Origin of the sequence: Pseudomonas putida (assembly GCF_004357765.1) — a bacterium.
Taxonomy (GTDB): domain Bacteria; phylum Pseudomonadota; class Gammaproteobacteria; order Pseudomonadales; family Pseudomonadaceae; genus Aquipseudomonas; species Aquipseudomonas putida_U.
The window spans coordinates 158,653-184,023 of sequence record NZ_SMTE01000005.1 but is presented as its reverse complement, the minus strand read 5'-3'; the positions used below and the strand labels follow the sequence as shown (position 1 = coordinate 184,023).

Below are 25,371 nucleotides of genomic sequence, written 5' to 3'. Positions count from 1 at the left end.
TGCGGAATCATAACAAAGCTGCGCGGTTTTTAGGCGCGTCGGCCTTTTCCATGAATTATGCTCATGTTGGCAAACACGCACTCAGGGACGACCAGGCACACCGTGATGGCATTCAAGAACCAGGACTTTCGGCACATGTTGCATCGTTGTTTTCTTGCCTGGGCAGGCGCATGCGCGCTGCTCATGAGCGGCATGGCTGGCGCGCAATCCCCCCAGTCGAGCCCGGCAATTTCCTATACCCGCGACATCCAACCGATCTTCACCGAGAAATGCGTCGCCTGCCATGCCTGCAATGACGCTGCCTGCCAGCTCAAGCTGGAGAGCCCCGAAGGGGCGGTGCGCGGCGCCAGCAAGGTCCCGGTCTATCAGGGCGAGCGGAGCAAGGCGGTGCCCACCACGCGCCTGTTCTACGACGCCCAGACCGAAGAGCAATGGCGGGCCAAGGGCTTCTATTCGGTGCTCGACAACCAGGGCAGCCAGGCGGCGTTGATGGCGCGCATGCTCGAACTGGGGCACAAGGCACCGATCACCCCCAATGCCAAGCTGCCCGACGACATCGTCCTGGGCCTGGAACGCAACAACATGTGCCCCATGCCCCAGGAGTTCGACGCCTACGCTGGCGCGCACCCCAAAGAAGGCATGCCGCTGGCGGTCACAGGCCTCACCGACAAGCAATACCAGACCATGCAACGCTGGCTGGCGGCAGGCGCGCCGGTCGAATACCAGCCGATCCAGCCGAGCGCGGCAGAGGCAAGGCAGATCGGCGAGTGGGAGGAGCTGCTCAACCGCCCGGGCTCGACCGAAGCACTGGTGGGGCGCTGGCTGTACGAACACCTGTTCCTGGCGCACATCTATTTCGTCGGCGGCGAACAGGGCCACTTCTTCCAGTGGGTACGGTCGCGCACGCCGAGCGGCAAGCCGGTCGACATCATCGCCACGCGTCGGCCCAACGATCCGCCTGGCACCGACTTCTATTACCGTCTGATTCCGGTGCAGGGGGTCATCGTACACAAGACTCACATCACCTATCCGATGGGGCCGCAGAAGCTCAAGCGGGTCAAGCAACTGTTCTACGCCGGCGACTGGCACGCCACATCGCTACCAGGCTATGGGCCGCGGCACCGGGCCAATCCGTTCGAGACGTTCGAGGCGATTCCGGCAGTGGCGCGCTACCAGTTCATGCTGGATAACGCCGAGTACTTCGTGCGCACGTTCATCCGCGGCCCGGTGTGCCGTGGGCAGATCGCCACCGACGTGATCCGCGACAACTTCTGGGCGCTGTTCCAGGAACCTGCCTTCGACCGCTACGTCACCGATGCCAAGTACCGGGGCGAGGCCACGCCGTTGCTGGCCATGCCCGGCCAGATCGACGATGTCGGCAGTGTGCTGACCCTGTGGCATGCCTACCGCGACAAGCGCAATGAGTATGAAAAACTGCGTCGTGCGGCCTATGCCGAGATGCCAGTGCCGACCTGGTCGACACTTTGGGCCGGCAACGACAACGCGCTGCTGACCATCTTCCGCCACTTCGACAGCGCCACGGTAAGCAAGGGGCTGATTGGCGATGTGCCGTTAACCATGTGGCTGTTCGATTACCCGCTGCTCGAGCGCACCTACTATCAATTGGCGGTCAACTTCGACGTGTTTGGCAACGTTTCGCACCAGTTGCAGACGCGCCTGTACTTCGACCTGATCCGCAACGGCGCCGAGATCAACTTCCTGCGCCTGATGCCGGCGGACAAGCGCGGAGCGATCCTCAGCGACTGGTACCAGAACGGTGGCAAGGTGAAGATGTGGCTCGACTACGAGGACATCGACGACGACACGCCAAGCGGCCTGAAACTGGACAAGCACGACCCCAAGCGCGATTTCGGTCTGAAACTGCTGCAACGGACCAAGAGCATCAACGCCTCACCTGACCCGATCAATCGCTGCACGGGCGCCTACTGCTCGCGGCCGGAAGTAAGCGAGGAGTTCCGCGATGCCGAACAGTCGTTGAGTCGTCTGGTGTCGCGTCCGGCGGCTGGGCTGAAGGTGATCGACCAGTTGCCCGAGGCGACCTTGTTGCGTATCGAAGGGCAGGGTGGCGAGCGCCAGATCTACAGCCTGCTGCGCAACCGCGCCCATAGCAACGTGGCTTTCCTTCTGGGTGAAGCACGTCGTTACCAGCCAGGGCTCGATACCCTGACCTTGTACCCAGGCGTGCTCACCAGCTATCCGAACTTCATCTTCAATGTGCCCACCGCCGATGTGCCGGAGTTCGTCGAGGACCTGGAGTACGCCGGCGACGATGCCGAGCGCTTCGAGCGCATCGTCATGCGCTGGGGGATCCGCCGCAGCCATCCGCAGTTCTGGCACTACTTCCACGACCTGAACACCTACATCAAGGAGACCCAACCGGTAGAAGCTGGTGTACTGGACATGAACCGCTACGAAAACCTCTGATCGTTTCGGCTGATCTTTCCACCAGCACTGCGGTCGGAAACGGTAGGTGGTCCCAGGGCGGCGATATCGCCCTGGGGCCTCAATGCACCGGCAATCGCAGGGTATTCCATGCTGTATTCGCTCCAAGCGCTGCGGGCGTTCGCCGCCTGGGTGGTGGTCTGTCACCACTTCATGCAGATCTTCTTCGACTTCCATGCCACCGGCCCCATTGGCCAACTGTTCAGTGATCGAGGCGCGGTGGGCGTCGATATCTTCTTCGTCATCAGTGGCCTGGTGATCTACCTCTCGACGCGAGACAAGGTCATCGAGCCACGCCAGTTCCTGCTCAATCGCGCCCTGCGGATCGTCCCCGCGTACTGGTTCTATACCCTGATCATGGCGGCACTGATTCTGGCGTTCAGCCGTTGGATGCCGCATCAGGTGTACGACGGCCAGCACCTGCTGCTGTCGCTGTTGTTCATTCCGGCGGAAAACCCCGGCGGCTATGGGTTGTATCCCACCCTCAATGTCGGCTGGACGCTGAATTTCGAAATGTTCTTCTATCTGTTGTTCGGCCTGGCATTGCTCGTTCGCCGCCGCCATCAGCTGTTGCTGGTCACCGTGGCGTTGCTGGTGACCAGCGAAGTGCTCGGACGCATGGGCGTGCTGAGCCGCTTCTACCACAACGGCATCATCTACGAATTCCTGCTCGGCATCGGCCTGGGCGTGTTGTACCGGCGTGGCCTGGTGCGTGAAGGGCGGGTCCTGCCCCTGATGGTGCTGCTGGCCGCAGGCTTTGCCATCTATCACCTGGATGCCTCGCAGCGCCTGCTGCATTGGGGTATACCCAGTGCCTTGATCGTCCTGGCGTTCGTGTCGCTGGAACCCTGGTTGCGTGGCAATCGGCTGCTCAAGACACTAGGCGATTGTTCGTATTCGGTGTACCTGATCCACGTGCTGGTGCTGTATGCCGGCTGGTTCGCCAGCCAGCGCCTGGGCCTGAATCCGTACCTGACCTTCGCCTTGTGCGTGCCGTCCATTGGACTAATGTCCTGGTTCAGTTACCAATGGCTCGAACGTGGCTTGTACCACCGGATGCAGGCATGGCTGGCGCAGCCGAGGGAGACCGAGACGGGTTATGCGCTTTCCCGAGTCAAATACTAGGACTTTGTTCGAGGGCCGGGTTGGCGTACACTTGCCGCAAGTCTGTGAGGAACCTACATGAGCGCTATAACCATTACCGACGCCGCCCATGACTACCTGGCCGATCTGCTCTCCAAGCAGAACACGCCTGGCATCGGCATCCGTGTCTTCATCACCCAGCCGGGTACTCAGTACGCCGAAACCTGCATCGCCTACTGCAAACCGGGTGAAGAAAAGCCCGACGACATCGCCGTGGGCCTGAAAAGCTTCACCGCCTACATCGACGCCGTCAGCGAGCCGTTTCTCGAGGATGCCCTGGTCGACTACGCCACCGATCGCATGGGCGGCCAGCTGACCATCAAGGCGCCCAATGCCAAGGTGCCGATGGTCAACGAGGACAGCCCGATCAACGAGCGCATCAACTACTACCTGCAGACCGAGATCAATCCGGGGCTGGCCAGCCACGGCGGCCAGGTGAGCCTGGTCGATGTGGTCGACGACGGCATTGCCGTGCTGCAGTTCGGCGGTGGTTGCCAGGGTTGTGGCCAGGCCGATGTGACCCTCAAGGACGGCATCGAGCGCACCCTGCTCGAGCGTATTCCCGAACTCAAGGGTGTGCGTGACGTGACCGACCACTCGCAGAAAGAGAACGCTTACTACTGATCAGGCGAAGCGTTGCATTCGATGGCTGGAAGCGGCGCTGATTCTCTTCGCTCTAGCAACAAAGTGTTACGGATTCAAGCCCTGCGACAACAGGCCGCAGCCCGTAAACAAAGGGCTGCAGGCCATCCGCCCCAAGGTTGGGTAGCTGCCCTGGGGGTGTCATGCCAGAATGCCCCGGTTTTTCGGCCGACCCGTCCCGAGGGTCGGCACCTTCCCTGTAAAGGATGGTTCCATGAATGATCTGTTGACCCGGCGCGCCGTTGTGGCCGGGATGGGCGTTCTCGGACTTGGCTTGTTGGCGGGCTGCAGTCCGGCGCGTGGGCTCGAGTTCAAGTACGGCAAGAACATGAGCAACGAAATCCTCGGGCGCAAGTTCCGCCTCAAGGATACCCAGGGCAACGAGCGTACCCTGTCGAGTTTCTACGGCTCCATGCCGATGATCTTCTTCGGTTTCACCCAGTGCCCGGCGGTCTGCCCGACCACCTTGGCGCGTGCGGTGCAAATCAAGAATCTGCTCAGGGGGCGAGACCGCGAGCTGTTCCAGGTGGTGTTCATCACCCTGGATCCGGAGCGCGACACCCCTGAAGTGCTCGACGCTTACCTCAAGGCCTTCGACCCGTCGTTCACCGCCCTGACCGGCACCCCGGAGGAAATCGCCGAGGTGGCCAAGGAATTCAAGGTGTTCTACGAAAAGGTCCCGGCCGGCGACACCTACACCATCTCTCACTCTTCCACCAGCTACGTCTACGACACCCGTGGCACGCTGCGCCTGAGCCTGGGTCATTCCCTGAACGCCAAGGAATGCGCCGAAGACCTGGTCACCCTGATGGAGATTTGCTAATGGCTGTTTCACTGCAACCGATCAAACGCGGCCTGGCCGCCATTGCCTTGCTGGGCATGGCTTTGCCAGCCTTGGCCCAGACCACCGTGAGCGAAGCCTGGGTGCGTGCCACTGTGCCGCATCAGCCTTCCACCGGTGCGTTCATGACCCTCACCGCCAGCAGCGACAGCAAGCTGGTGAGCGTCGCCTCACCGGTTGCCAAGACCGTGCAGGTGCACGAGATGACCATGAACGGCGACGTCATGGGCATGCGTGAGGTCAAAGCGGTCGAGTTGCCCGCTGGCAAAGCGGTGAACTTCGACCCCAGCGGTCTGCATGTGATGCTCATGGGCCTGAACCAGCAGGTCAAGGAAGGCGACAAGGTGCCGCTGACCCTGACCATCGAGGATGCCGAGGGGAGCAAGCAAACCCTGGACGTGCAAGCCGAGGTGCGCCCGCTCAACGCCGAAGCCGGCGGTGGTCACGACCACATGCACATGAACCACTGATGCACGAGGGGCCGCGCAATGCGGCCCCGTTCGTTTCACGGCTCAGCTGCGAAAGCGCGGCAGCGGCCGATCCAGGTTCAGCGACGTCAGCGTCCTGCGGACCTGGGCTTCGTCGGCCTCGATAGCCTTGAGGCTGGCACGGATCTTACCGGCCGCAGGCACGTCGCCCTGCCGGTCGATCCAGTCGGCGATCTCCTTGCAGGCACTGCTCAGGCAGGCCTGGCGCTGGGTCATCAGCGTCAGGAGGGTGGTGATTTCTCGTTCGGACATGGCAGGAACCTCCGTTCAGCCATCTCAGTGTAGCAGTGCTGTGTGGCTACGCCTGCGGCATACCGTCGCTTGGCCTAGCCCTGCAGACAGGCGTTTCGGTAAGCCCCTGGGGTGACTCCGAAGGCCTGCTTGAACTGGCGGTTCAGGTGGCTCTGGTCGGCGAAACCCAGGGTGAAGGCAACATCGCTGGCAGCCAGGCCACTGCGCAGGAACTCCCTCGCCCGCGCCAGGCGCCGCTGCTTCAACCAGGCATGGGGCGGCAAGCCAGTGGCCTGGCGAAACACCCGGGCAAAGTGGAAGGGGGACAGGTTGACCGCTGCTGCCAGCGCCTCCAGCGAAGGTGGGTCGGCAAGGCGGCTTTCCAGCAATTCGCGGGCGCGGGCCACGGCCAAGGGTTCGTTGCCCGCCGCGGCCGGCTCGGCGCAGTGCCCATGGCGCTGGACCAGCGCCAGCACTGCGTGGCGCCACGCGGTCTGTTGTTCCAGAGCGCTGGCTGCAGATTCCGACAACCTGTGCAAATGGCTGAAGGCGCCGGCCAAGGCCGGATCGTGGATCACGCTGGCCTTGAAGTGGGGTATGTCACGACGACCCAGCTCCAGCTCATCCAGCACCCCGCTGACCCTGGCCTGCTCGGGATAGAAGCCACGGTAGCGCCAGCCGGCTTCGTCGGCCGTGGCCCCGGTGTGTAGCTCATCGGGATTGATCAGCACCATGCTGCCTTGCGGCGCCAGGTGCTCGCTGCCGCGGTGCCAGAAGCGTTGGGCGCCGGACTCGATCACGGTGAACACATAGCCTTCGTGCACATGGGGGGCGAAGCGTTGCTGGTAATAGCGGGCATGCAGCATCTCGACATCGCCGAGGGCGGGCGCCTGCCAGAGGTGGGTTTGTTCGCGCAGGGGGCGGGTCATGTCAGCCAGCTACGCAGCAGGAAGAAAATCAACATGCTCACCAGCATGCTCAGCAACACGCGGCGGGTCAACAGCACCAGCACCACGGCGGCGACCGCCCCCAGCAGATAGGGGTTGAGCGGACTCAGATTCAGCTGATGGTCGGGCAGGAAGATGATCGGGCCACAAATGGCGGTGAGCATACCGGGCACGGCAAAACCCAGGAACTGTCGTGCATTGGAGCTCAGGCGCAGTGGCAGGCGCGGCTCCAGGAAGGCATAGCGGTTGAGGAACACCACCGCGCCCATGGTGAAGATCAGCAACCAGGTCATTGGCGGGCCCCCGAGAATTTCTGACAGACGAAGCCCGCGGCCATGCCCAGCAAGCCGGCGCTGACCAGGGCGGTGTCCCAGTGCCAGTGACTGAACAGCACCGAGCAGAACAACGACACGGCCACGCACACCAAGGTGGCCAGGTTACGCACTAGCGGCGCGATCAGCGCTACGAAGGTGGCGACGATGGAAAAATCCAACCCCAGTTGGTCCAAGTGTGGAATGGCTTTGCCGAGCATGATGCCGGCGAAGGTGAACAGGTTCCAGGCGACGTAGAAGGTCAAGCCAACACCGAGCGCGTACCAGCGATTGAATTGCTGCTGATCGTGCTGACTGGTCAGGGCGAAGAACTCATCGGTCAACAAGAAACCCAATCCCAACCGCCAGCGCAGGGGTTGGCTGGACAGCAGAGGGCGCATGGACAGGCCATAGAGCAGGTGCTGGGACGTCAGCAGCAGGGTCGTCAGCAGGATCGATACCAGGTTGGCGCCGCCCTTGAGCATGCCGATGGCCACCAGTTGCGCCGCCCCGGCGAAGACGATGGCCGAGAGCCCTTGGCCTTCCCAGGCGCTGAGGTTGGCCTCGATCGCCATGGAGCCTGCCAGAAGGCCCCAGGGCGCAACGGCGAGCGAGAGTGGCAAGATGGCAATGGCACCCCGCAAGAAGGCGTGACGAGCAATGGACGATGGGCTGGACATGGTGGCGAGGTCAAAGCATGGATGGGTCGGACTGCCAGCATGCCAGAGCGGCCATCGGGTGGCTTGAACGATCTTGCTCAGCGCATCAGCGCCCAGGCAGGCTCAGCGATGGCTGGTCAGCCGTTGCTGGGCGGCGGCGCAGCCGTTGATGTCCACGGCTTTCTGCAGCAGGGCCTGGCGCTGCGACGGGTCGAGGTCGCCGAGCAGGCGGTAGACCTCGGCCTGGTAATCGCGCTGGCGCCCCCATTGCATCTCCAGCCCTTGCGGTTGGCTGCGGCTGCAGGCCAGGCGTGCGGCGGGTTGCGGATAATAAGGCGCATACAGGGTCGCCATGCTGGGGATTGCTTCGAGGTCGCTGCGGTAAGCCGGGCTGGCATTGTAGGGGGGGCACCAGGTGGCGATCGCCGTAGCCGGCGGCGCGAAGCCTTGCTTGAGGCTCGACTCCAGCAGCGGGCAGGCGGCATCGGGGATCTGGGCGGCCGGCAGGTAGGTCATGTAGTACAACGCCAGACGATACTGCGCTACCGGGTGGCCCAGTGCCACGGATTTCTTCAGCAGCGCCACCGCGGTGGGCAGGGTACGCGCCATGGCCTGGCCCTGGCGGGTGAGTTCGGGGTCGGTGCCAATAGCGGTACGCAGAGTGCTCGGTGTGTCGTCCTGGGCATCGGCCTGCTCGAGCAACGGCAGGGCCTGGCGGTACAGCAGGTCGGCATGGGGGTCGATATGCACTTCCAGCGCGCTGGCGCTGCAAGGAGCCAGGGCCAGGAGCAACGAGCCCATCAGGTGGACGCGGCTCACAGGCAGACCTCGTTCAGCCCAGGGGCGAGGCAGGCAGTCAGCTGCGGATGGACGACTTCGATGTTCATGCAGATACCCGTTGGCCTCAGGCGAAACAAGACGACGGCGTATTCTAGCCATGGGCGGGGGTGCGCTGAAAGGCTTATGCGACATTGTCAGACGAGCTTGATCGGCGTCACCTTGCGCTGGGCGTGCTTTTCCTGGGCCAGACCGAGTTTGGCGGTGATCACCTTGGCCAGCGCATTGTTGCCCAAATCGTTCAAATGCAGGCGGTCGACGAACAAATCGGCACCGAAGACCGGAGAGCTGCTGAGCATGCTGTTCATGTCGTAGCACGGCACAGGGTCGGCCTGCTGCTTGATGCGGCGGAAGAAGGCGGTATGCAAGTGGCTGTCGAAGACGCCGTCGAGCAGCCGGTCGAAATTGGCCGGCTCTCGCTCCAGCGCCTCGAGGGCCGCCTGTTCGCCGGCAGGCAGCGTATCGCGGCACCAGGGTAGCAACGGTTGCAGGATGAAGGTCAGGCTGGTGTGGCTACCTGCCAGCAATCGGTCCCATTGCAGGAGCGTGCGGCCGATACTGTCGGCGGCGCGATTCAGGCGCTTGCTCGGCGCTGACAGCGACCACGGTACCGCGGTGGGTGCTGGACGCGGTGCCAGGGTCTGCAGCAAGCGGCGCCAGAGCGGTTTGCGTGGTTGCCCGTCGGTGCCTGTGACGCCTTCATTGAAGCTGTTGAGAAAGTCCTGATAGGCCGCCGCCTGCAGCGGTTGGTTGGCAGCTCCCAGCACTTCGCCCAAGGCCTCGTGGGCGAGGCTGTTCAGGCCGCTGAGCACGACCACGTGGCCGACCTTGCCGAAGCGATGCTGGTGACTGAGGAACAGCAGCAGTTCCTGGCTCGCGTTGAGCCCGCAGCCGGCCAGGCTCAGCCACACCTCGCCGGTCAGCATCGACAGGTGCGAGGCTACCGTGTGCTCGTCGCCGCTGGCACCGATGCCCAAGGCCGTAGAGCCACCGACCAGCAAGTTGACCCGCGGCGCGCCACCCCGTTCGGCGGCGGAGAAGCGCTTGCCCGCGCAGTGGCTGTAGCGCAGGCCGAGGGCGTCGGTGTTGATGGTGCCGGAGCGGTATCCGCTTTCGTGCATATGCAAGGTATGGGGGAGCCGGCGTCGACCGAGCAACAGAAAATGCTGGTAATCCTGTTGCAGAGGCGACGGGTTCTCCGGTAACGAGCGGGTGGTGTCGGTCGGTCGCATGAGACTCCGTGATGGCGGGCGTGGTGTCGGCGCAAGACCGTCAGCCCGCCAACTCCTTGATGTTGTAGGCCAGCCCGCCTGCGGCGATCAGCAACAGCGCGACCCCCGAGGCCAGCGAGATGAGACGGCTGCTGCGCTGCGAGGCGATCTTGCCGATGGCGAAGATGTAGAGACTGAGCACTGCAAAGTCGATGGCGACCCACAGCAGCGATAGGACCACCATGCTCTTGCCGAACGACTCGGTGATCTGGATGAACTGCGGGAAGAAGGCGATGAAGAAAATGATGTCCTTGGGGTTGGAGATGCCCACCATGAAGCCTTGCCACAAGCCGCCGCCGCGCACCGCGCGGGCGACCTCGCCCGACGCTTCGGGGGACGGTGCCTGAAGTGCGTCTTTCAGGGTGCCGATGGCGATGTAGCCGATGAACAGGCAGCCCAGCAGGCTCATGCCGCTGAGCCAGGTCCTGTCGATGGCGGCGCTGGTCATGATGATCCAGGCTGCGGCGCCGATCAGCACCAGGGAGGCCCAATTGGTGCCGACGGCGGTGAAAATGGCCTTGCGCGAGCCAGAGGCGGCGGCCGTGTTGACGATCAGTGCCACGACCGGGCCGGGCGTGGCGATCAGCAGCAGGACGGTCAGGGCGTAGGTAGCGGTCAGTGCGGTATTCACGGTCAGTTCTCGATCACGGTATCGGTTGTCGCATGGGCGTGGAAGGGGCAGCGCGAAGGGTTGAGCGAACCCTGTTCCTGCAGCTGGTACTGCTTCCACTCGTAGTTGTCCCGGTCGCCGAAGGCGCCCAGGGTGTCGGGCACCACGCCGTCGTTATAGTGGCGGACCCGGTCGCGGATCCGCGCACGGATACGCCTGCCGCTCTCGGTCGCGGCATTGGCGACTTCGTCGAAGTTTTCGCGTGGGTTGATGACGAAGGTGATGTGCGGCCCCAGGTTGCGGCTTTTCATCTGCTGGTGGCCTGGAAAGTTCATGTTGATGAACAGCGGCATCCCGGCATAGCAGAACGACCAGTCGCTGTCTTGTGGGTCGGTGGGCATGGCTTGTGGCCAGGGCTGCGGGTCGCGCGCGTGCACGCCCTCCAGGACCTTCCAGGCCAGTGCCTGCTGCTGTGCCAAGGTGCTGTCGCCAGGGGTTTCCAGAAACACCACCAGCGGGCTGCCGATGCGCTGCTTGAGCGGGATCGGCTTGATGGTAGCGACGTAGTCGGACAGGCCGCGGGCGATATCGTCGGCCAGATGCTCGGCGCGGGCGAAAAGAATATGGCAGCTTTCTCCAGCCACGGCCTTGCGCCCGAAAAGGCACGGAAAGTCGGGATTGGCAAGCACCCCGCGAAAATGTTGTATGGTCTGGTAGGTCCAGTGTTGGCAGTGCCGGACATGTTCAGAGTTGAGCTCTAGCGCGTCCAGGCGATAGCAATTTCCATAACCCGTAAACATGATTTCCCCAGGCGTTTTGTTAAGTGGGTGATCCAGTCATATGCAGGCAAGATGGTTAATTATCTTGGTTTTTTACCTGCATTTTCTGGAACGCTTGTCAGCTTGTAAAACGCGTGGAACTATGACCTACTATTAGTCTTACTCATGCTGCGAGGGCTTCATGTCGGAACGGATTCAGGCTTTGCATGCCCTTCGGGCCTTCGAGGTGGCCTCGCGCTACGGTTCGTTCACGCGCGCGGCTGAAGAACTGGCCCTGACCCAGGGCGCCGTCAGTCACCACATCAAGACCCTCGAATCGATGTTCGGTTGCGACCTGTTCGAGCGTCGTGGCCCCAAGCTGCGGCTGACCGAGCACGGGCGACTGCTGGCCCAGGAGCTCAAGGTCGGCTTCAAGATCATCGAGAATGCCTGCGCACTGCTGCGCCAGGACCGCTACGGACTGCGCCTGAAAGCGCCCTCGACCTTGACCGTGCGCTGGTTGCTACGGGCGCTGGACGGTTTCAAGAGGATCGACGACAACTGCAGTGTGCAGTTGTCCAGCGTGTGGATGGATATCGACACGGTGGACTTCTACTCCGAACCGTACGACTGTGCGATCTTGCTGGGCAATGGGCGGTTTGCCGCCGACGTCGAGAGCTTCAAGCTGTTCGACGAGTGGCTGATCCCGGTCTGCCAACCCGACTACATGACCCAGGCCCAGCCGGAGCTGGCCGACCTGCGCCAATGCGAATTCCTTCACCCCTCGCCGGACAGGCGTGATTGGCGGCGCTGGCTGGCGCGTATGGATGCATTGGACATCAGCATCGACAAGGGGCAGGTGTTCGACACCCTCGACCAAGGCATTTCCGCGGCGCAGCAGGGCCTGGGCATCTCGGTGGTCGACCTGACGCTGGTCAGTGCCGACCTGGCGGCCGGCCGCCTGGCCACGCCGTTCAAGCATGCGGTTGCAACGGGCGACGGCTATTACATGGCCTGGCTCAAGTCCAGCCCCAAAGCGCGACAGATGCTCAAGCTGCGTGAGTATCTGCTCAGCCAGGTGCCGCCGTTGGCGCACAAGGACATCCACTACCTGTACGACTGAGACCAGGGTAGGGCCGTTGCCTGGTGCCGCTCGCGCAGCTGAACCGGCACTGCCCGGCTGAGGTAGAATCCAGCTTTTGCCCCAGGGCGTTTCGAGGAATACCGCAGTGGAGTTGCAGCAGGGCTTCGTCCTGACCCGGCATTGGCACGATACGCCCCAGGGTACCTGTGTGGAATTCTGGCTCGCCACCGACCAGGGCCCGCGTTTGCTGCGCCTGGCTCCCCAGGAGTCGGTGGCCTTCCTGCCGCAGGCCCAGGCCGCACATGCTCGGGCGGTGTTGAACGATGAGCCCGGCGTAGCGCTCAAGCCGTTGCAGCTGCGCGATTTCGACCAGCGTCCGGTACTGGGCCTGTATTGCCGCCAGCACCGCCAGTTGCTGCAGCTGGAGCAGCGCTTGCGCAGCGCTGGCATCGAGGTGTTCGAAGCCGATATCCGCCCACCGGAGCGCTATTTGATGGAGCGCTTCATCACTGCCCCGGTGCGTTTCACCGGGCGGGAAGACGGCGAGGGCGTGCTGTGCGACGCTCAGCTCAAGCCTTCGCCAGGCTATCGACCGCCGTTGCGGCTGGTCTCGTTGGACATCGAGACCAGCGAGCGCGGCGAGCTCTACAGCATCGCCCTGGAGGGCTACGGCCAACGCCAGGTGTACATGCTCGGGGCAGACGAGGGCATGGCCACCGAGCTGGACTTCGACCTGCACTACTGTGCCGACCGCGCCGCATTGCTCGAATGCCTGAACCGATGGATGGCCCGCCACGACCCGGATGCGATCATCGGCTGGAACCTGATCCAGTTCGATCTGCGCATTCTCCACGAGCACGCCCGTCAGTTGGACATACCGTTGGCACTGGGACGCAAGGGCGCTCCAATGACCCTGCGCAGCCACGCCAGTCGTGGTCACGTCTTCGCCGATGCCCCCGGACGCCTGCTCATCGATGGCATCGAGGCACTGCGCTCGGCGACCTGGAGTTTCCCTTCGTTCAGCCTGGAAAATGTCGCGCAGACGTTGCTGGGCGAGGGCAAGGCCATCGATACGCCTTACCAGCGCATGGACGAGATCAATCGCATGTTCGCTGAGGACAAGCCGGCCCTGGCCCGCTACAACCTCAAGGACTGCGAACTGGTCACGCGGATCTTCGCCCATACTCGTCTGCTCGAGTTCCTGCTCGAAAGGGCTTCGGTCACTGGCCTGGCGGCAGACCGCAGCGGTGGATCGGTCGCCGCGTTCTGCCATCTGTACATCCCGCACATGCACCGTCTGGGTTTCGTCGCCCCCAATCTTGGCAGCCGGCCAGAGGAGGCCAGCCCCGGCGGCTTCGTCATGGACTCGCGGCCAGGGCTGTACGACTCGGTTCTGGTGCTCGACTACAAGAGCCTGTATCCCTCGATCATCCGCACCTTCCTGATCGACCCGGTAGGCCTGATCGAGGGCCTGCGTCAACCGGACGACGATCACTCGGTGGAGGGTTTTCGCGGGGGGCGTTTCTCGCGCAGTCAGCATTGCCTGCCGGCTATCGTCGAGGACGTATGGCAGGGGCGCGAAGCGGCCAAGCGCGCCGGCAACGCGCCATTGTCGCAAGCGCTGAAGATCATCATGAACGCTTTCTACGGCGTGCTCGGCTCCAGTGGTTGTCGCTTCTTCGACCCGCGCCTGGCTTCGTCGATCACCATGCGCGGCCACCAGATCATGCGCCAGACCCGTGCGCTGGTCGAGGCGCGCGGGTTCGATGTGATCTACGGCGACACCGACTCCACCTTCGTCTGGTTGAAACAGGCCCATGACGAGGAGGGCGCCGCCAGCATCGGTCGGCAGTTGGTAGCCGAGATCAACCAGTGGTGGCGCGAGCATCTGGCGCAGGAGATGGGCCTGGCCAGTGCCTTGGAGCTACAGTACGAAACCCACTATCGAAGGTTTCTGATGCCGACCATCCGCGGCACCGACGAGGGCAGCAAAAAGCGTTATGCCGGGCTGGTACAGCGCGCCGACGGCAGCGACGACATGGTATTCAAAGGACTCGAGTCGGTGCGTACCGACTGGTCGCCGCTGGCGCGACAGTTCCAGCAAGCGCTTTACGGACGGATCTTCCGTGGTCAGCCGTACCGGGAATACCTGCGCGAATACGTCCGTAGCACTCTGGCCGGTGAACAGGATGAGCTGTTGGTCTACCGCAAGCGCTTGCGCCGGCCCCTGGCCGACTACCAGCGCAACGTGCCACCGCATGTGCGTGCGGCGCGTCTGGCCGATGACTACAACCAGCAGCTGGGGCGGCCCCGGCAGTACCAGAATGGCGGTTGGATCAGCTACGTGATCACCGTGTCCGGGCCTGAACCGCTGGAGAACCACCGCTCGCCCATCGACTATCAACACTACCTCAGTCGCCAGTTGCAACCGGTGGCCGATGCCATTCTGCCGATGATCGGCGACAGTTTCGCGGCCTTGATCGACCAGCAACTGGCGTTGTTCTGAAACAGGTGGTATCACTCTGTCACCGGCCTTCGTGTCGCCCGTCTAGCCTGCGCTTTTCTTGCAGGGAACCCCAGGATGAGCAGCGACGGTCAGCAGTACACCCCTTCCAACCCACCCACCTACCATGAGGCCTACCAGGATTGGCTGATCGCCCAGCGGCTACCTGACTGGCTGCGCACGGCCAGCGTGCAGCACCTACGTGCGCTGGGCGAGGCGATGAGCCTGAGCTTGTATTTCAATGAGCGCGTCAGGGGCGTGCTGGGCAGAGTGACGGATATCGCCGACTTCGCTCGGCCACGGCTGCAATTGGCCATGGACCAGGCATTCGGCAGTGGCCACGATGTCACCACGCTGCGTCTGCGCTGGGGCCATCGGGAGCCGGTGGTGACATCGCAACCGATCGGCTACCCGGTCACCGTGCCGGTCTATACCGAGGTGCCGCTGCTGGAGGCGGCGCTGCGCAACTTCACCGAGGCCGAGGGCCAGGCCAACGGCCAGTTGGTCGGCAACCGACTGGTCGCCCCGAAGCCGTCCAGCGACGAGCAGGGCGAATCCGATCAGCCTGCCGCCAGGGCGTTGCCCAGCGCGACTCAGTTCGCCGCCGTGTGCCGCAAGCTGGACCTCGGCGGCGCATACCAGAAGCATCTGGCCTCGGTGCTGCGAGCCACCGGTCACGCCGATGGCGACGAGTCTGGGGCTGAGCCGACGGTGTCCTCGCTGTTCGCCCGCGGCCATCGCTACGCCATGCTGGCGGATGCCCATGTGGCGCTGATCAAGGGCGAGGTCGATGCTGATGAACATGCACTGCTGGTTGCCCTGTGCGGGCTGCATACCTCGCTGAAGCTGCACGGTCACCGGGTCGAGGTCAAGCAGCTCGACCTGCTTGGCTGTCATCTCGAACAGATTCTCGTACTCGATGCTCGGGATGAGACTTACAGCCCCCTGCATAGCGCCTCGCACCGGGTGCTGGTGCACATTCCTGGTGACCCGCAAGCGCCCTGGCGTGCCTACCCGGACCTGCGCCATTTCGCCAACGCCCTGGGCAAGCGTCTGCGCACCGCCGAGTACCAGCGGTTTTTCGCACGGTTCGTGCGGCGACGTAGCAGTCAGGCCTTTTTCACTGCCGTGGTCGAAGGTTATGACGGCGTCACGGACTTGGCCAACATCAACCTGCAGGAGCGACTACGCGAGTGCCCGACGCCTTGGTTCGATACCCTGGGCACGGCGCGCATCCGGCAGATCGAAGACGACGCGGCAATGATTGCCGTGCCGGTCGCCCAACTGGACAGGGCCGTGCAGCACGCCCATGACCAGCGCCTGCTGGCCGAAGGCTGGGCGCTGATCAACCTGGCCGGCTTCTTCATCCCTGGTGTGGGATTGGCGCTACTGGCATACACCGCGTGGCAGTTGCTCGATGAAGTGTTCCAAGGCATCCAGGCTTGGCACGATGGGTATGGCGCAGAGGCCCTCGAACACTTGGTGAATGTGGCCATCGATGTCGCCACCGTGGCAGCCACCGGTGCGGCGGTCGGCGTGGCCCGGGCAGCCTGGTTGCGATCGAGTTGGGTAGACAGCATGGTGCCGACGCAACTCGACGATGGCGTGCGCAAGTTATGGCAGCCCGACCTGAGCCCGTTTCGCGTTGCGGCACCCCCGACCGAAGCCATCCGTGACGAGGCCGGTGTGTACCGGGCGGGAGACCAGGCATGGGTCGAGATGGACGGGCATCACTATGCCGTCGAGCAACGTGCCGTCGATGATCAATGGCAACTGCGTGCCCAGGCAGGGCACGCTCCTGGCCTTTGCCACAATCGCGCGGGTGCCTGGCGGTTGTGGTCCGATCACCCGGGCGATTGGGAGCAGGTTCCCCGAATGTTTCGCCGCCTGGGCGGCGCATTTGCCGAGGTGGACGATCGACAGGTCGACCTGCTGCTGTTCATTCACGATCTCGATGCCGATCGATTGCGTGCCTTGCATGTCCACGGGGAAGCGCCGACTGCCGAGCTGCTCGACAGCGTCAGCCGGTTCCTCATCGACAAGCGGATCGGCCAATTGATCGAGGCCCTGCACCACGGCGGGGTGAGCACCGATCGCCAGGCCATGCAGCAGTTGTTGGCCATGAGCGATGGCGTGCTGCGCAGTGACCAGGCACTGGCCGAACTGGCCGAGCTGCGTCGTGAGGCCTTGTTTCAGGCGCTCTATGTTGCCCAGCAGCAAGACGATGAAGCCTCGGTGGCGACCTTGCGTCGCATGTTCCCGAGCCTGCATGCGCGCGCTGCCAGGGCATTGCTGCAAGCGGCCACGCCGGGCGAGCGACAGGCTGTCGTCGAGCAGGGACGTGTACCGTTACGGTTGGCGCAGGCTTCACGTGAGAGCGTGCGCGGGATACGCCTGATCCGGGGGTTGGAAGGGTTGTACCTGGACGCCCCGCAAAATGCGGACCTGGCGCGGATCACCCTGAGCCTGCTCGAAGACTTGCCGGGTGCCCCCGTCAGCATACGCTGGCGGCTGATGGAGGCGTCGCGGCAGGGGCCGCTGTTGCTGAGCGTCGGTAGCCCGGATGCGCAGCGCGTGCTCGAACTGGTGCACAACAACGGCGCTTTCCTGCTCATGGAGCAGCAGCGTGTGGTGGCAGGGCCCGGCGAATTGTTCGAAGTACTGGTGACTGCCTTCGATCATCACCAGCGCCAGTCCATCGGTTTGGCCCACCCCGCGGCGGCCAGCCTGCGCGCGCTGCTGGGCGGGATGGCCGGGCAACGCCGAGCTCGCTTGGCCAGCTTGTTCGAGAGTGGGCGTACGGACTCATGGTTCAACGCCCCGCAGCGTTTGGCGGACGGGCGCTTGGGCTATCCCCTGAGCGGTCGGGGCGGCTTGCGCGACCGACCGCGTGCATTGTATGCGCTGGTTCGTGCCCTGTATCCGACGTTCGATGATCATCAGGTCGAGAACTGGCTGGCCCGGGTAAGCCAGGCTGGGCGTAACGTCGAGACGGAGCTCGCTCGCCTCGGCGCTGAACTGGAGGCGCTCGATGGCTACTTGCAGGCTTGGAGTCGCTTGGCCAGCAATCGCCGGCAACGGGCGGACCGGCGCGAACTCGCGGCAGGTCTGCGGGCGTGCTGGCAGCGTCGCGCCATCAGGGCCAATGTCGATTTGCCAGACGCCTATCGCCTGACCATCCGCCACCTGGAACTGAACGGTCTGCCTGACCTGCCGGACCAGATCAACTTTAGCCATGTGCGCGAGCTTTCGTTGATGTCGATCGGTATCAGCGATGTGCCTGCCGGTTTCCTCCGGGCGTTTCCCGCTGTGCGTACGCTGGAGTTGGCCAGCAACGGCTTGACGCGAATTCCTTCCGGTTTGACGCGCCTGCCCGCGCTTCGCGAACTGGACCTGTTCGACAACCAGATCGTGATGGACACCTTGCAGAGCAGGATGCTCGCGCGCCTGCATCAGCTGGAATACATCAACCTGTCGCACAATCCCTTGGGGCAAGCGTTCTCGGTCAGTGGCATGCCGCGCCTGCGTCGCCTGCACTTGCGCGCAACCGGCATCGAAGAGCTGCCCATGGGGTTGCTGACGCGTCTGGACCTCACCGTTGCCGACCTGCGGGACAACCGGATCCGCCGCTTGCCGCAACGGTTCTTCCTGGCGCCGGCCTGGGTCAGTGCCAGTATCCGGCTGGACGGGAACCTGTTGTCCGAGTCCGACCAACAGCGCTTGAGCGTGTTCATGCAGTACCACGGCTGGTCGGCAGATATCCAGGCCGAGAACATCGACCAGAGCAGTGCCCGGCAGCATTGGCTGGACGCAGCCGACACGCTTCAGCGGACGCTGTATTCATCCATGTGGGACGAGTTGGAGGTTTACGATGGTAGCCAGGACTTCTTCCGCGCGTTGACTCGATTGTTGCAGACCGCCGATTTCCAACAACGGCCGGTGGTGCTGGCAGGGCGCGTGTTCGCCATGCTCAGGACGATGTGCGAGCACGAGTCGCTGCGCTTGGAACTGTTTGCCCAGGCCAGTTTGCCGGTCACCTGCCAGGACAGTGCGGCCCTGGCGTTCAGTGGCCTGGAGCTGCGCATGCTGGTCTGGCAGGCGCGTACCGCGGTCGGTGGAGATGGCGAGGAAGCGGCGCTGCTACGCCTGGGGAGGCAGCTGTGGCGCCTCGATGAGGTCGACCGCATCGCCCAGCGTGACTATGAGGCGCGCCGCGCAGGTGGCGCCGATCCGGACCAGATCGAAGTGGTGCTCGCTTACCGTGTGGGGTTGCGGGAAGTGTTGGATCTGCCGGCACAGCCTACCGACATGTTGTTCGCCGAAGTCGCGGGTCTGGACCAGGAGCACATCGATCATGCCCGCGACGAGGTACTGGTCTTGGAAACCCCAGAGCGTCTGAGTCAGGCGCTGGTCGACCGGGACTTCTGGCAGGAGTACCTGGTACGGGCCAACGGCGATCGGTTCGAATCGGTGGACGCCGCGTTCCATGCACGGGTCGACGCGTTGATGACGGCCGCGCCTACCATGCCGGAGGGCGACTACCTGAGCGAAATGAACCGGGTTGGCACTGAGCGTGATGTGGCGCGACGGGCGTTGATGCTGCGTCTGACCCGGCAAGTCATCGGCGATTTGCCTGGACCTTCGACGTCGTGATCAGGGCGGCCCGACGCCATCATCTGTGCATCGGCTATGCTCAAGGCAGGCGGTAGGGCCATTCCCTAAGTGCTGTAGGCCGAATCCGGAAATGCCAGGAAACGGTATGTTACTGTTGCCCCGAGCGCGAAACGCTCGGGTGCATTAGGCTCGCAGCCCGGATCTTTCTCCCTGATCCGCAGTCTTAGGTTTCATTGAACAATAAGGAGATGCGCATGCTCGTTCGGTCACTGACCCTTGCTACTTTGTTCGCCGTCGCGGGGCCGTTGTTCGCTGCCGACAGTGATGCACCGCTGGCCAAGGAGCAGGGCAGGTCCAGGCCCTTGGTGGTGATCGCCCCCAGTACTGCCGACCCTACCCTGCGTGGACTGGAAGAGGCACTGAAGGACCCGACCGTCCAGGCCGGTTTCAAAGAGCGCGATCTGGTGTTGTTCAGCGTGGCGAAAATGGTTGGCAAGCGTGAGGACAAGAACCTCGAACAGCAGACCACCATGGCCTTGATCCGCGAGCTCAAGCTCGGTGCCAGCAAGGGCACCAAGGTCATTCTCGTGGGCAAGGATGGCGAGCGGCACGTGCTCAAGGATGACGACAGCGGCGAGAAGATCGACCCACAGGTGATCTTCAAGGCGGTGGACGAGCTGCCTGCCAGCGAAAAGGCGGTGACGGCGGCCGAGCCTGTGTCGGCGGCGACGCCCGAGCCCAAGGCCAAGGAAAGCAAGCCAGGCAAACCTGCTAAACCGGCAGCGCCGCCCAAGCCGCTCGAAGACTGATCCGTCGCTGAGAACAACTCGATCGAGTTTGGGCCGTGAGCGACTCCGCAACTCTCCAGCGCATGCCACGTGCAGCATCGCTTGGCGGCGCTGCAGGTGTGGTCAGGGCAGTTCGATCTGTGCGCACAACCCGCCTGTGGCGCGATTGCTCAGGGTCAGGTGGCCGCCTAGCGCCTGGGTCAACTGCTGAGCGATGGCCAGGCCCAGGCCGGTGCCACCGGTACTGCGGTTGCGTGAACTTTCCACTCGGTAGAACGGCTTGATCACGTCCGCCAGTTCGACGTCGGGAATGCCTGGCCCTTGGTCGAGAATGCGGATCACCGTGCGGCCTCGTTCATTTGCCACCTCCAGCTGCGCGGCGCCGGCGAACTTCAGGGCGTTGTCCAACAGGTTCACCAGGACCCGGCGCAGAGCGTGCGGGCGGGTTTCGAGCGAGCTGGTGCTGCTGCCAAGACGCTCGACCTGGGCGCCACTGTCCTGGTAGTCGAACACCAGGCTGTCGAGGAACGCATCGAGGTTGATGCGGCAGGGCGCCTCGGTGTTGATGTCCATGCTCCGGGCATAGGCCACGCCTTCACGCACCAGGTGTTCCATGGCATCCAGGTCGTTGCACAGTTTGTCCTTGTCCGGACCATCGTCCATGACCTCGACGCGCAGTTTCATGCGTGTGATCGGGGTCTGCAGGTCATGGGAGATCGCCGCCAGCAACTGCATGCGTTCTTTGAGGTAGGCTGCGATGCGCGCCTGCAAGGCGTTGAACGCGACCGCCGCGTAGCGCACCTCGCGGGGCCCGCTTTCATCCAGTTGCACGCCGGGCTTGTCTGGGTCGAGATCGTCGACGGCCTGTGACAGGCGCGTCAGTGGACGTATGGCCAGACGCACCGCAAGCCAGGTGCACAGCAACAGGACCATGAGCTGAATCAACAGCACCAATGGCAGCCAGCGCGCTGTCGGTACTCCCATGGGGGTCACGTCGATGGTCAGAGGAGCGCCGTCGGCCAGGTGCATGTGGACCTGGAAATGTGTGTTGGGGCCAGGGATCTCCTCGACCGTCAGGCGGTAGTCCTTGCCGATCGCCTTGACGATCGAGGCGGCGGCCATGGGAGGCGTTTCGCTGGACATCGCATCGCCTGACAGTCCTTCGTCCAGCCGGTAGCGATAGCTACGCCGCTCCAGGCGCGGCAACCAGGCCGCACGTTCGGCGGCTGGCAAGCGGTCGAGGATCGCCACCGAGGTCGCCACATCCTGCTCCAGGTTGTTGAGCATCATCGAACGGCTGCTGACATAGCGCTCGTAGGCTTGCAGGCTGAAGGACAACCCATAGGCGAGCACCAGCCCGGTGAAGAAGATCAGGGCCAGGCGCGAAGCCAGGGTAGACGGCCACTTCATGAGGGCGACTCGAGCAATTGCACCGGGAGCGAGAACACGTAGCCCTCGCTGCGCACAGTCTTGATGCAGGCAGGTTCGCGGGCGTCATCTCCCAGGCGCTGGCGCAAGCGGCTGACCAGCAGGTCGATGGAGCGGTCGAAGATGTCCGCCTCGCGGCCCTGGGTCAGGTTGAGCAGTTGCTCGCGGCTGAGTACTCGCTGGGGGTGATCGAGGAATACCCGCAGCAAGCGGTACTCGGCGCCGCTGAGCGCCACCAGGGTGCCTTCGCTGTCGAGCAGGTGACGCGCAGTGGTATCCAGCCGCCATTGGCCGAAGCCCAGCAGGCGGCTGCTTTCGCTGATGGTCAGGTTGGGTGGCAACATGCGGGTGCGCCGCAGCACGGCATTGATGCGGGCCAGCAGTTCGCGGGCGGAGAAAGGCTTGGTCAGGTAGTCGTCGGCGCCCATTTCCAGGCCGATGATGCGGTCGGTTTCGTCGTTGCGCGCGGTGAGCATCAGCACGGGTGTGTTGCGGTGCTTGCCAGCACGCAGCTCACGACACAGGAGCAGGCCGTCGTCGCCCGGCATCATGATGTCGAGGACGATCAGATCGACGCTGTTGGCTTCGAGGAACCCGCGCATCTGTCGCCCGTCGGCGACGATACTCGTGCGCAGGCCGTTCTTCTTCAGGTAGTTGCCGACCAGCTCGCGGATTTCGCGATCGTCGTCGACGATCAGGATGTGATCGACGTGCTCCATTCGTTGCCTTCCTGTATGGGTGGATAGGGCGCAGTGTACCGAGCGTTCGTAGGCGTGCCTGCCTGGCTTTGTATTGCAGTGTATCTGCCTGGCGTACAGATACAGGAGCAAGCACATCACAGCGCTGCGCGACACATACGCGATACTTGCCAGGCGTCAAATGGCTCTCGACCGGGGAGTGAACCTCCCCACATCCAAACGTTGCACAGGAGAGATGCCATGAACGTCAAGACCCTTGCCAGCGCCAGCCTGCTGGCCATGCTGAGTTTCGCTGCCGTGACCGCACAGGCCGCCAGCGCCTCTTCGCCGGAAGGCGGTGTGATGCAATACCGCTACGGCGACAAGCTGGATGTGCAGAAGGTACTTTCAGTTCAGGACCAGCAGAGCAATGCCTGCGGGTTGGTGAACACGCGTATGGACTACCTCGACTCCAAGGGCCATGCCCAGAGTATCGAGTACCGTACCTACGCCACCGGGGGATGCCATGAGAACTGAGCGGCGGCGGTTACTCACGGTCGGTGGCGTGGCCCTCGCGGTATTGGGGCTGGGGCTGGGTCTGACCAGCCACCTGATGGCTCGTGACAGCTACGGCGCCATGCCGTCGCTGTCCGGGGCCAGCACTTGGCTCAATTCGCCGCCGTTGGATGTCGCGCAGCTCAAGGGCAAGGTAGTGCTGGTGGACTTCTGGACCTGGGACTGCATCAACTGTCAGCGCAGCCTGCCCCATGTCAATGACTGGGCGCGGCGCTATGCCGACCAGGGCTTGGTGGTGGTGGGCGTGCATACGCCGGAGTACGACTACGAGCATGACGTCGATACCCTCAAACGCAAGGTGGCGAGCCTTGGTATCGGTTATCCGGTGGCGGTGGACAACGATCATCAGGTCTGGAACGCCTGGGGCAATCAGTTCTGGCCGGCCCACTACTTCGTCGATCGGCAGGGGCAGGTGCGTCACGTGCACTTCGGTGAGGGTGATTACAGCGGGCAGGAGAAGGTCATCAAGGCCTTGCTCGATGAGCAAGGCTGATGATCCGGCATGCCCCGCTGCTTGGCGAGCCGTCGATTCAGCCGAGGCTGGCGAAATGCGCCTGCATGCGTTGCGCATCCGCAGGGCGGCCGCTGAACAGTTCGAAGGCCTTTACCGCCTGGAACACCGCCATGCTGCCACCGTCGAGGGTTCGACAGCCCAGGCGTCGTGCTGCCCGTAGCAGTTCGGTTTCGAGCGGGAAGTAGATGATCTCGGCGACCCACAGGCTGGCATGCAGCAGTTCGACCGGCAGGGGTGTGCCTGGCAGCTTGGCCATGCCCACCGGAGTGGTATTGACCAGACCGTCGGCGTCGGCCAGGGCGCTTGCCAAGTCGCTGCCGAGCATAGCGCGTCCCGCTCCAAAATGGGCATTGAGGTTATCGACCAATGCCTGTGCCCGTGGTACATCGACTTCGAACAGCACCAGCCGTGCGACACCTTCACTGAGCAGGGCATGCGCCACCGCCGCGCCGGCGCCGCCGGCACCCATCTGTACCACCTGATGCCGTGCCACGTCCGGCAGACCCCGGCGCAGGCCCTCGGCGAAGCCCAGGCAGTCGGTGTTGTGGCCGATTCGTTTACCCTCCTGGAACACCACGGTGTTCACCGCGCCGATGCCGCGAGCTTCATCCGAAAGGTCATCGAGCAGCGGCAGAATCGCCTGCTTGAACGGGTAGGTGACGTTGAGCCCGGTGAAGCCGGTTCGCTGTGCGGCATCGAGCAGGCCGGGCAGGGCGCTGTCGTCCAACCCCAGTTGGTCGGCATCGATCAGCCGGTAGAGGTAACGAAGGGCTTGTGCATCACCCTCATGCTCGTGCAGCGCAGGCGTACGCGAAAGCTGGATGCCGCGGCCGATCAGGCCGGCGAGAATGGCAGGTTGGTTCATGCGGCCTGCTCCTTGAGCCGCTCGCCGAAGTAGCTCAGGGCCATGCAGTAACCCTGACTGCCGAGGCCGCAGATGACCCCCACGGCGATGCTGGAAACGAACGAGACATGGCGGAACGGCTCGCGCTTGTGCACATTCGACAGGTGCACTTCGATCACGGGCACCTCGCTGGCGACCAACGCGTCGCGTACCGCCACCGAGGTGTGGGTCCACGCGCCGGGATTGATGAGGATGCCGGCGCAGCGACCGCGTGCGGCATGGATCCAGTCGATGAGTTCGCCTTCGTGGTTGGTCTGCCGGAACTCGATGTCCAGGCCATGGATCTCCGCGCTTTCGGCGCACTTGCGTCCCAGGTCGGCGAGGGTTTCATAGCCGTATTGGCTGGGTTCGCGGGTGCCCAGCATGTTGAGATTAGGGCCGTTGAGGATGAGGATAATGGGCTTCATGGCAGACATCGCCTTTGTTGTTGTTGGTTGTTCTTATATTTGTACTACCTGGTTAGTTTCGTCAATTGAGCGAAAACGGAGGTTTTGGGAAAGTGGGCGATTATCGAACTATGTGTGAGGAGGAATGTTGGGTGATCTGCTGCGACAGTCGGATAGGCGCGTATGGTTTTGCAGAGTGCACTGGGCATACAAGGTCCCGCGCAAATCGAGCGCTCCCGACGTTCGATTTGCGCAGGGCTGGGTCTTAACTTCCCCCGGCGCCGCCCGCGGCACCGGCTCCGCTGCCGGTCCCGCTGCCTGTCCCGGTCCCATTGCTGTCACCACTGCCTACACCGCCCGGGCCCATATTGCCGTTCCCAGTCTCCGAGTCATTGGTGGTGCCGTCGCCTCCGGTATTGTCGGTGCCGTTGCCGCCGGTTCCATTACCACTGCCGGTTGCATCGGCAGGGGTTCCCGAGCCGCTCGCGCCGCCCTTGCCGCTCTGCGAAGTCCCGGTGCCCATGCCATGGCTGCCGTTGCCGTGGTCGGTCATATCGGTCGCCGCCAGGGCGATTGGCGCGCTGATGCCCAGGCACAGGGCCAGTAACAGCGCGTGAGGTGTCATCGGCTTCATGGTGAATCTCCTTTTTGGGTGATTACCATCGTTCGGCCGAGGGCAAGCGGCGGCGGTGCGAT

Annotated in this window: 24 protein-coding genes; 11 read left to right on the top strand and 13 right to left on the bottom strand. The window is 63.5% G+C overall.

What is annotated here, in order from left to right; genetic code table 11:
• Nucleotides 1-105: 105 nt before the first annotated feature.
• The 5 genes from E2H86_RS09340 to E2H86_RS09320 all read left to right on the top strand — a co-directional run bounded on the left by E2H86_RS09340 (nucleotide 106) and on the right by E2H86_RS09320 (nucleotide 5,559).
• Nucleotides 106-2,445, top strand: a complete 2,340-nt coding sequence (locus E2H86_RS09340; protein WP_439958280.1) for a fatty acid cis/trans isomerase — start codon at nucleotides 106-108, stop codon at nucleotides 2,443-2,445.
• Between the two features lie 108 nt (nucleotides 2,446-2,553).
• Nucleotides 2,554-3,588 carry an acyltransferase family protein gene (locus E2H86_RS09335; RefSeq protein ID WP_133326967.1) on the top strand — a complete coding sequence of 345 codons (1,035 nt, stop codon included), beginning with the start codon at nucleotides 2,554-2,556 and terminating at the stop codon, nucleotides 3,586-3,588.
• A gap of 57 nt (nucleotides 3,589-3,645) precedes the next feature.
• Nucleotides 3,646-4,230 (top strand): Fe-S biogenesis protein NfuA, encoded by a 585-nt coding sequence (gene nfuA / locus E2H86_RS09330; RefSeq protein WP_133326965.1) that lies wholly within the window; start codon nucleotides 3,646-3,648, stop codon nucleotides 4,228-4,230.
• 232 nt (nucleotides 4,231-4,462) lie between these two features.
• Nucleotides 4,463-5,071: an SCO family protein gene (locus E2H86_RS09325; protein WP_133326963.1), complete on the top strand. Its 609-nt coding sequence runs from the start codon at nucleotides 4,463-4,465 to the stop codon at nucleotides 5,069-5,071.
• Entirely contained in the window at nucleotides 5,071-5,559 is a 489-nt protein-coding gene (locus E2H86_RS09320) for a copper chaperone PCu(A)C (RefSeq protein ID WP_133326961.1), read from the top strand. The genes E2H86_RS09325 and E2H86_RS09320 overlap by 1 nt, the downstream gene beginning before the upstream one ends.
• 42 nt (nucleotides 5,560-5,601) lie before the next feature.
• Here E2H86_RS09320 and E2H86_RS09315 read toward each other — a convergent pair whose 3' ends face one another.
• From E2H86_RS09315 to E2H86_RS09280, 8 genes are all read right to left on the bottom strand, one after another.
• Entirely contained in the window at nucleotides 5,602-5,829 is a 228-nt protein-coding gene (locus tag E2H86_RS09315; protein ID WP_133326959.1) for a hypothetical protein, read from the bottom strand.
• A 74-nt stretch (nucleotides 5,830-5,903) separates the two neighbouring features.
• Nucleotides 5,904-6,737, bottom strand: coding sequence for an AraC family transcriptional regulator (locus E2H86_RS09310; protein ID WP_133326957.1), 834 nt, complete (start codon nucleotides 6,735-6,737; stop codon nucleotides 5,904-5,906).
• Nucleotides 6,734-7,048: an AzlD domain-containing protein gene (locus tag E2H86_RS09305; protein WP_133326955.1), complete on the bottom strand. Its 315-nt coding sequence runs from the start codon at nucleotides 7,046-7,048 to the stop codon at nucleotides 6,734-6,736. Before E2H86_RS09305 ends, E2H86_RS09310 begins: the two co-directional genes overlap by 4 nt.
• Nucleotides 7,045-7,746, bottom strand: coding sequence for an AzlC family ABC transporter permease (locus E2H86_RS09300; protein WP_133326953.1), 702 nt, complete (start codon nucleotides 7,744-7,746; stop codon nucleotides 7,045-7,047). Before E2H86_RS09300 ends, E2H86_RS09305 begins: the two co-directional genes overlap by 4 nt.
• Before the next feature lie 102 nt (nucleotides 7,747-7,848).
• Nucleotides 7,849-8,526, bottom strand: coding sequence for a sel1 repeat family protein (locus E2H86_RS09295; RefSeq protein ID WP_133327216.1), 678 nt, complete (start codon nucleotides 8,524-8,526; stop codon nucleotides 7,849-7,851).
• A gap of 173 nt (nucleotides 8,527-8,699) precedes the next feature.
• Nucleotides 8,700-9,794: a hypothetical protein gene (locus E2H86_RS09290; RefSeq protein WP_133326951.1), complete on the bottom strand. Its 1,095-nt coding sequence runs from the start codon at nucleotides 9,792-9,794 to the stop codon at nucleotides 8,700-8,702.
• Between the two features lie 40 nt (nucleotides 9,795-9,834).
• Nucleotides 9,835-10,464 (bottom strand): LysE family translocator, encoded by a 630-nt coding sequence (locus E2H86_RS09285; RefSeq protein WP_133326949.1) that lies wholly within the window; start codon nucleotides 10,462-10,464, stop codon nucleotides 9,835-9,837.
• Nucleotides 10,465-10,466: 2 nt separating this feature from the next.
• Nucleotides 10,467-11,243, bottom strand: a complete 777-nt coding sequence (locus E2H86_RS09280) for a YqcI/YcgG family protein (RefSeq protein WP_133326947.1) — start codon at nucleotides 11,241-11,243, stop codon at nucleotides 10,467-10,469.
• A gap of 160 nt (nucleotides 11,244-11,403) precedes the next feature.
• Here E2H86_RS09280 and E2H86_RS09275 point away from each other — a divergent pair, with 160 nt between their 5' ends.
• The 4 genes from E2H86_RS09275 (at nucleotide 11,404) to E2H86_RS09260 (ending at nucleotide 20,211) form a co-directional block, all read left to right on the top strand.
• A complete protein-coding gene (locus E2H86_RS09275) occupies nucleotides 11,404-12,324 on the top strand; it encodes a LysR substrate-binding domain-containing protein (RefSeq protein WP_133326945.1) in 921 nt (306 codons plus the stop codon).
• Nucleotides 12,325-12,430: 106 nt separating this feature from the next.
• Entirely contained in the window at nucleotides 12,431-14,791 is a 2,361-nt protein-coding gene (locus E2H86_RS09270) for a DNA polymerase II (RefSeq protein ID WP_133326943.1), read from the top strand.
• A 75-nt stretch (nucleotides 14,792-14,866) separates the two neighbouring features.
• The gene (locus E2H86_RS09265; RefSeq protein WP_133326941.1) at nucleotides 14,867-19,441 is read left to right on the top strand and encodes an NEL-type E3 ubiquitin ligase domain-containing protein; all 4,575 of its coding nucleotides are present in this window, start codon (nucleotides 14,867-14,869) and stop codon (nucleotides 19,439-19,441) included.
• A 215-nt stretch (nucleotides 19,442-19,656) separates the two neighbouring features.
• Nucleotides 19,657-20,211, top strand: a complete 555-nt coding sequence (locus E2H86_RS09260) for a DUF4174 domain-containing protein (protein ID WP_133326939.1) — start codon at nucleotides 19,657-19,659, stop codon at nucleotides 20,209-20,211.
• A 102-nt stretch (nucleotides 20,212-20,313) separates the two neighbouring features.
• Here the strand turns inward: E2H86_RS09260 and E2H86_RS09255 are convergent, their stop codons facing one another.
• Entirely contained in the window at nucleotides 20,314-21,600 is a 1,287-nt protein-coding gene (locus tag E2H86_RS09255) for a sensor histidine kinase (RefSeq protein ID WP_133326937.1), read from the bottom strand.
• A complete protein-coding gene (locus E2H86_RS09250) occupies nucleotides 21,597-22,337 on the bottom strand; it encodes a response regulator (RefSeq protein ID WP_133326935.1) in 741 nt (246 codons plus the stop codon). Before E2H86_RS09250 ends, E2H86_RS09255 begins: the two co-directional genes overlap by 4 nt.
• 219 nt (nucleotides 22,338-22,556) lie before the next feature.
• Between E2H86_RS09250 and E2H86_RS09245 the strand changes: the two genes are divergently transcribed.
• Both E2H86_RS09245 and E2H86_RS09240 read left to right on the top strand, forming a co-directional pair.
• Entirely contained in the window at nucleotides 22,557-22,832 is a 276-nt protein-coding gene (locus E2H86_RS09245) for a DUF2790 domain-containing protein (RefSeq protein ID WP_133326933.1), read from the top strand.
• A complete protein-coding gene (locus E2H86_RS09240; protein ID WP_133326931.1) occupies nucleotides 22,822-23,364 on the top strand; it encodes a thioredoxin family protein in 543 nt (180 codons plus the stop codon). The genes E2H86_RS09245 and E2H86_RS09240 overlap by 11 nt, the downstream gene beginning before the upstream one ends.
• A gap of 37 nt (nucleotides 23,365-23,401) precedes the next feature.
• Here the strand turns inward: E2H86_RS09240 and E2H86_RS09235 are convergent, their stop codons facing one another.
• From E2H86_RS09235 to E2H86_RS09225, 3 genes are all read right to left on the bottom strand, one after another.
• Entirely contained in the window at nucleotides 23,402-24,250 is an 849-nt protein-coding gene (locus E2H86_RS09235; protein ID WP_133326929.1) for a shikimate dehydrogenase, read from the bottom strand.
• Nucleotides 24,247-24,696 carry a type II 3-dehydroquinate dehydratase gene (aroQ, locus tag E2H86_RS09230; protein WP_133326927.1) on the bottom strand — a complete coding sequence of 150 codons (450 nt, stop codon included), beginning with the start codon at nucleotides 24,694-24,696 and terminating at the stop codon, nucleotides 24,247-24,249. The genes E2H86_RS09235 and aroQ overlap by 4 nt, the downstream gene beginning before the upstream one ends.
• 244 nt (nucleotides 24,697-24,940) lie before the next feature.
• The gene (locus E2H86_RS09225; RefSeq protein WP_243744035.1) at nucleotides 24,941-25,300 is read right to left on the bottom strand and encodes a hypothetical protein; all 360 of its coding nucleotides are present in this window, start codon (nucleotides 25,298-25,300) and stop codon (nucleotides 24,941-24,943) included.
• Nucleotides 25,301-25,371 lie beyond the last annotated feature (71 nt).

Bases quoted from the DNA above. Each gene is read 5' to 3' on its own strand.
- E2H86_RS09250 (WP_133326935.1), bottom strand. From the start codon at position 22,337: ATGGAGCACGTCGATCACATCCTGATCGTCGACGACGATCGCGAAATC.
- E2H86_RS09275 (WP_133326945.1), top strand. From the start codon at position 11,404: ATGTCGGAACGGATTCAGGCTTTGCATGCCCTTCGGGCCTTCGAGGTG.
- nfuA (WP_133326965.1), top strand. From the start codon at position 3,646: ATGAGCGCTATAACCATTACCGACGCCGCCCATGACTACCTGGCCGAT.
- E2H86_RS09225 (WP_243744035.1), bottom strand. From the start codon at position 25,300: ATGACACCTCACGCGCTGTTACTGGCCCTGTGCCTGGGCATCAGCGCG.
- E2H86_RS09265 (WP_133326941.1), top strand. From the start codon at position 14,867: ATGAGCAGCGACGGTCAGCAGTACACCCCTTCCAACCCACCCACCTAC.
- E2H86_RS09315 (WP_133326959.1), bottom strand. From the start codon at position 5,829: ATGTCCGAACGAGAAATCACCACCCTCCTGACGCTGATGACCCAGCGC.
- E2H86_RS09300 (WP_133326953.1), bottom strand. From the start codon at position 7,746: ATGTCCAGCCCATCGTCCATTGCTCGTCACGCCTTCTTGCGGGGTGCC.
- aroQ (WP_133326927.1), bottom strand. From the start codon at position 24,696: ATGAAGCCCATTATCCTCATCCTCAACGGCCCTAATCTCAACATGCTG.
- E2H86_RS09240 (WP_133326931.1), top strand. From the start codon at position 22,822: ATGAGAACTGAGCGGCGGCGGTTACTCACGGTCGGTGGCGTGGCCCTC.
- E2H86_RS09260 (WP_133326939.1), top strand. From the start codon at position 19,657: ATGCTCGTTCGGTCACTGACCCTTGCTACTTTGTTCGCCGTCGCGGGG.
- E2H86_RS09235 (WP_133326929.1), bottom strand. From the start codon at position 24,250: ATGAACCAACCTGCCATTCTCGCCGGCCTGATCGGCCGCGGCATCCAG.
- E2H86_RS09290 (WP_133326951.1), bottom strand. From the start codon at position 9,794: ATGCGACCGACCGACACCACCCGCTCGTTACCGGAGAACCCGTCGCCT.
- E2H86_RS09325 (WP_133326963.1), top strand. From the start codon at position 4,463: ATGAATGATCTGTTGACCCGGCGCGCCGTTGTGGCCGGGATGGGCGTT.
- E2H86_RS09340 (WP_439958280.1), top strand. From the start codon at position 106: ATGGCATTCAAGAACCAGGACTTTCGGCACATGTTGCATCGTTGTTTT.
- E2H86_RS09335 (WP_133326967.1), top strand. From the start codon at position 2,554: ATGCTGTATTCGCTCCAAGCGCTGCGGGCGTTCGCCGCCTGGGTGGTG.
- E2H86_RS09255 (WP_133326937.1), bottom strand. From the start codon at position 21,600: ATGAAGTGGCCGTCTACCCTGGCTTCGCGCCTGGCCCTGATCTTCTTC.
- E2H86_RS09305 (WP_133326955.1), bottom strand. From the start codon at position 7,048: ATGACCTGGTTGCTGATCTTCACCATGGGCGCGGTGGTGTTCCTCAAC.
- E2H86_RS09280 (WP_133326947.1), bottom strand. From the start codon at position 11,243: ATGTTTACGGGTTATGGAAATTGCTATCGCCTGGACGCGCTAGAGCTC.
- E2H86_RS09295 (WP_133327216.1), bottom strand. From the start codon at position 8,526: ATGGGCTCGTTGCTCCTGGCCCTGGCTCCTTGCAGCGCCAGCGCGCTG.
- E2H86_RS09310 (WP_133326957.1), bottom strand. From the start codon at position 6,737: ATGACCCGCCCCCTGCGCGAACAAACCCACCTCTGGCAGGCGCCCGCC.
- E2H86_RS09320 (WP_133326961.1), top strand. From the start codon at position 5,071: ATGGCTGTTTCACTGCAACCGATCAAACGCGGCCTGGCCGCCATTGCC.
- E2H86_RS09245 (WP_133326933.1), top strand. From the start codon at position 22,557: ATGAACGTCAAGACCCTTGCCAGCGCCAGCCTGCTGGCCATGCTGAGT.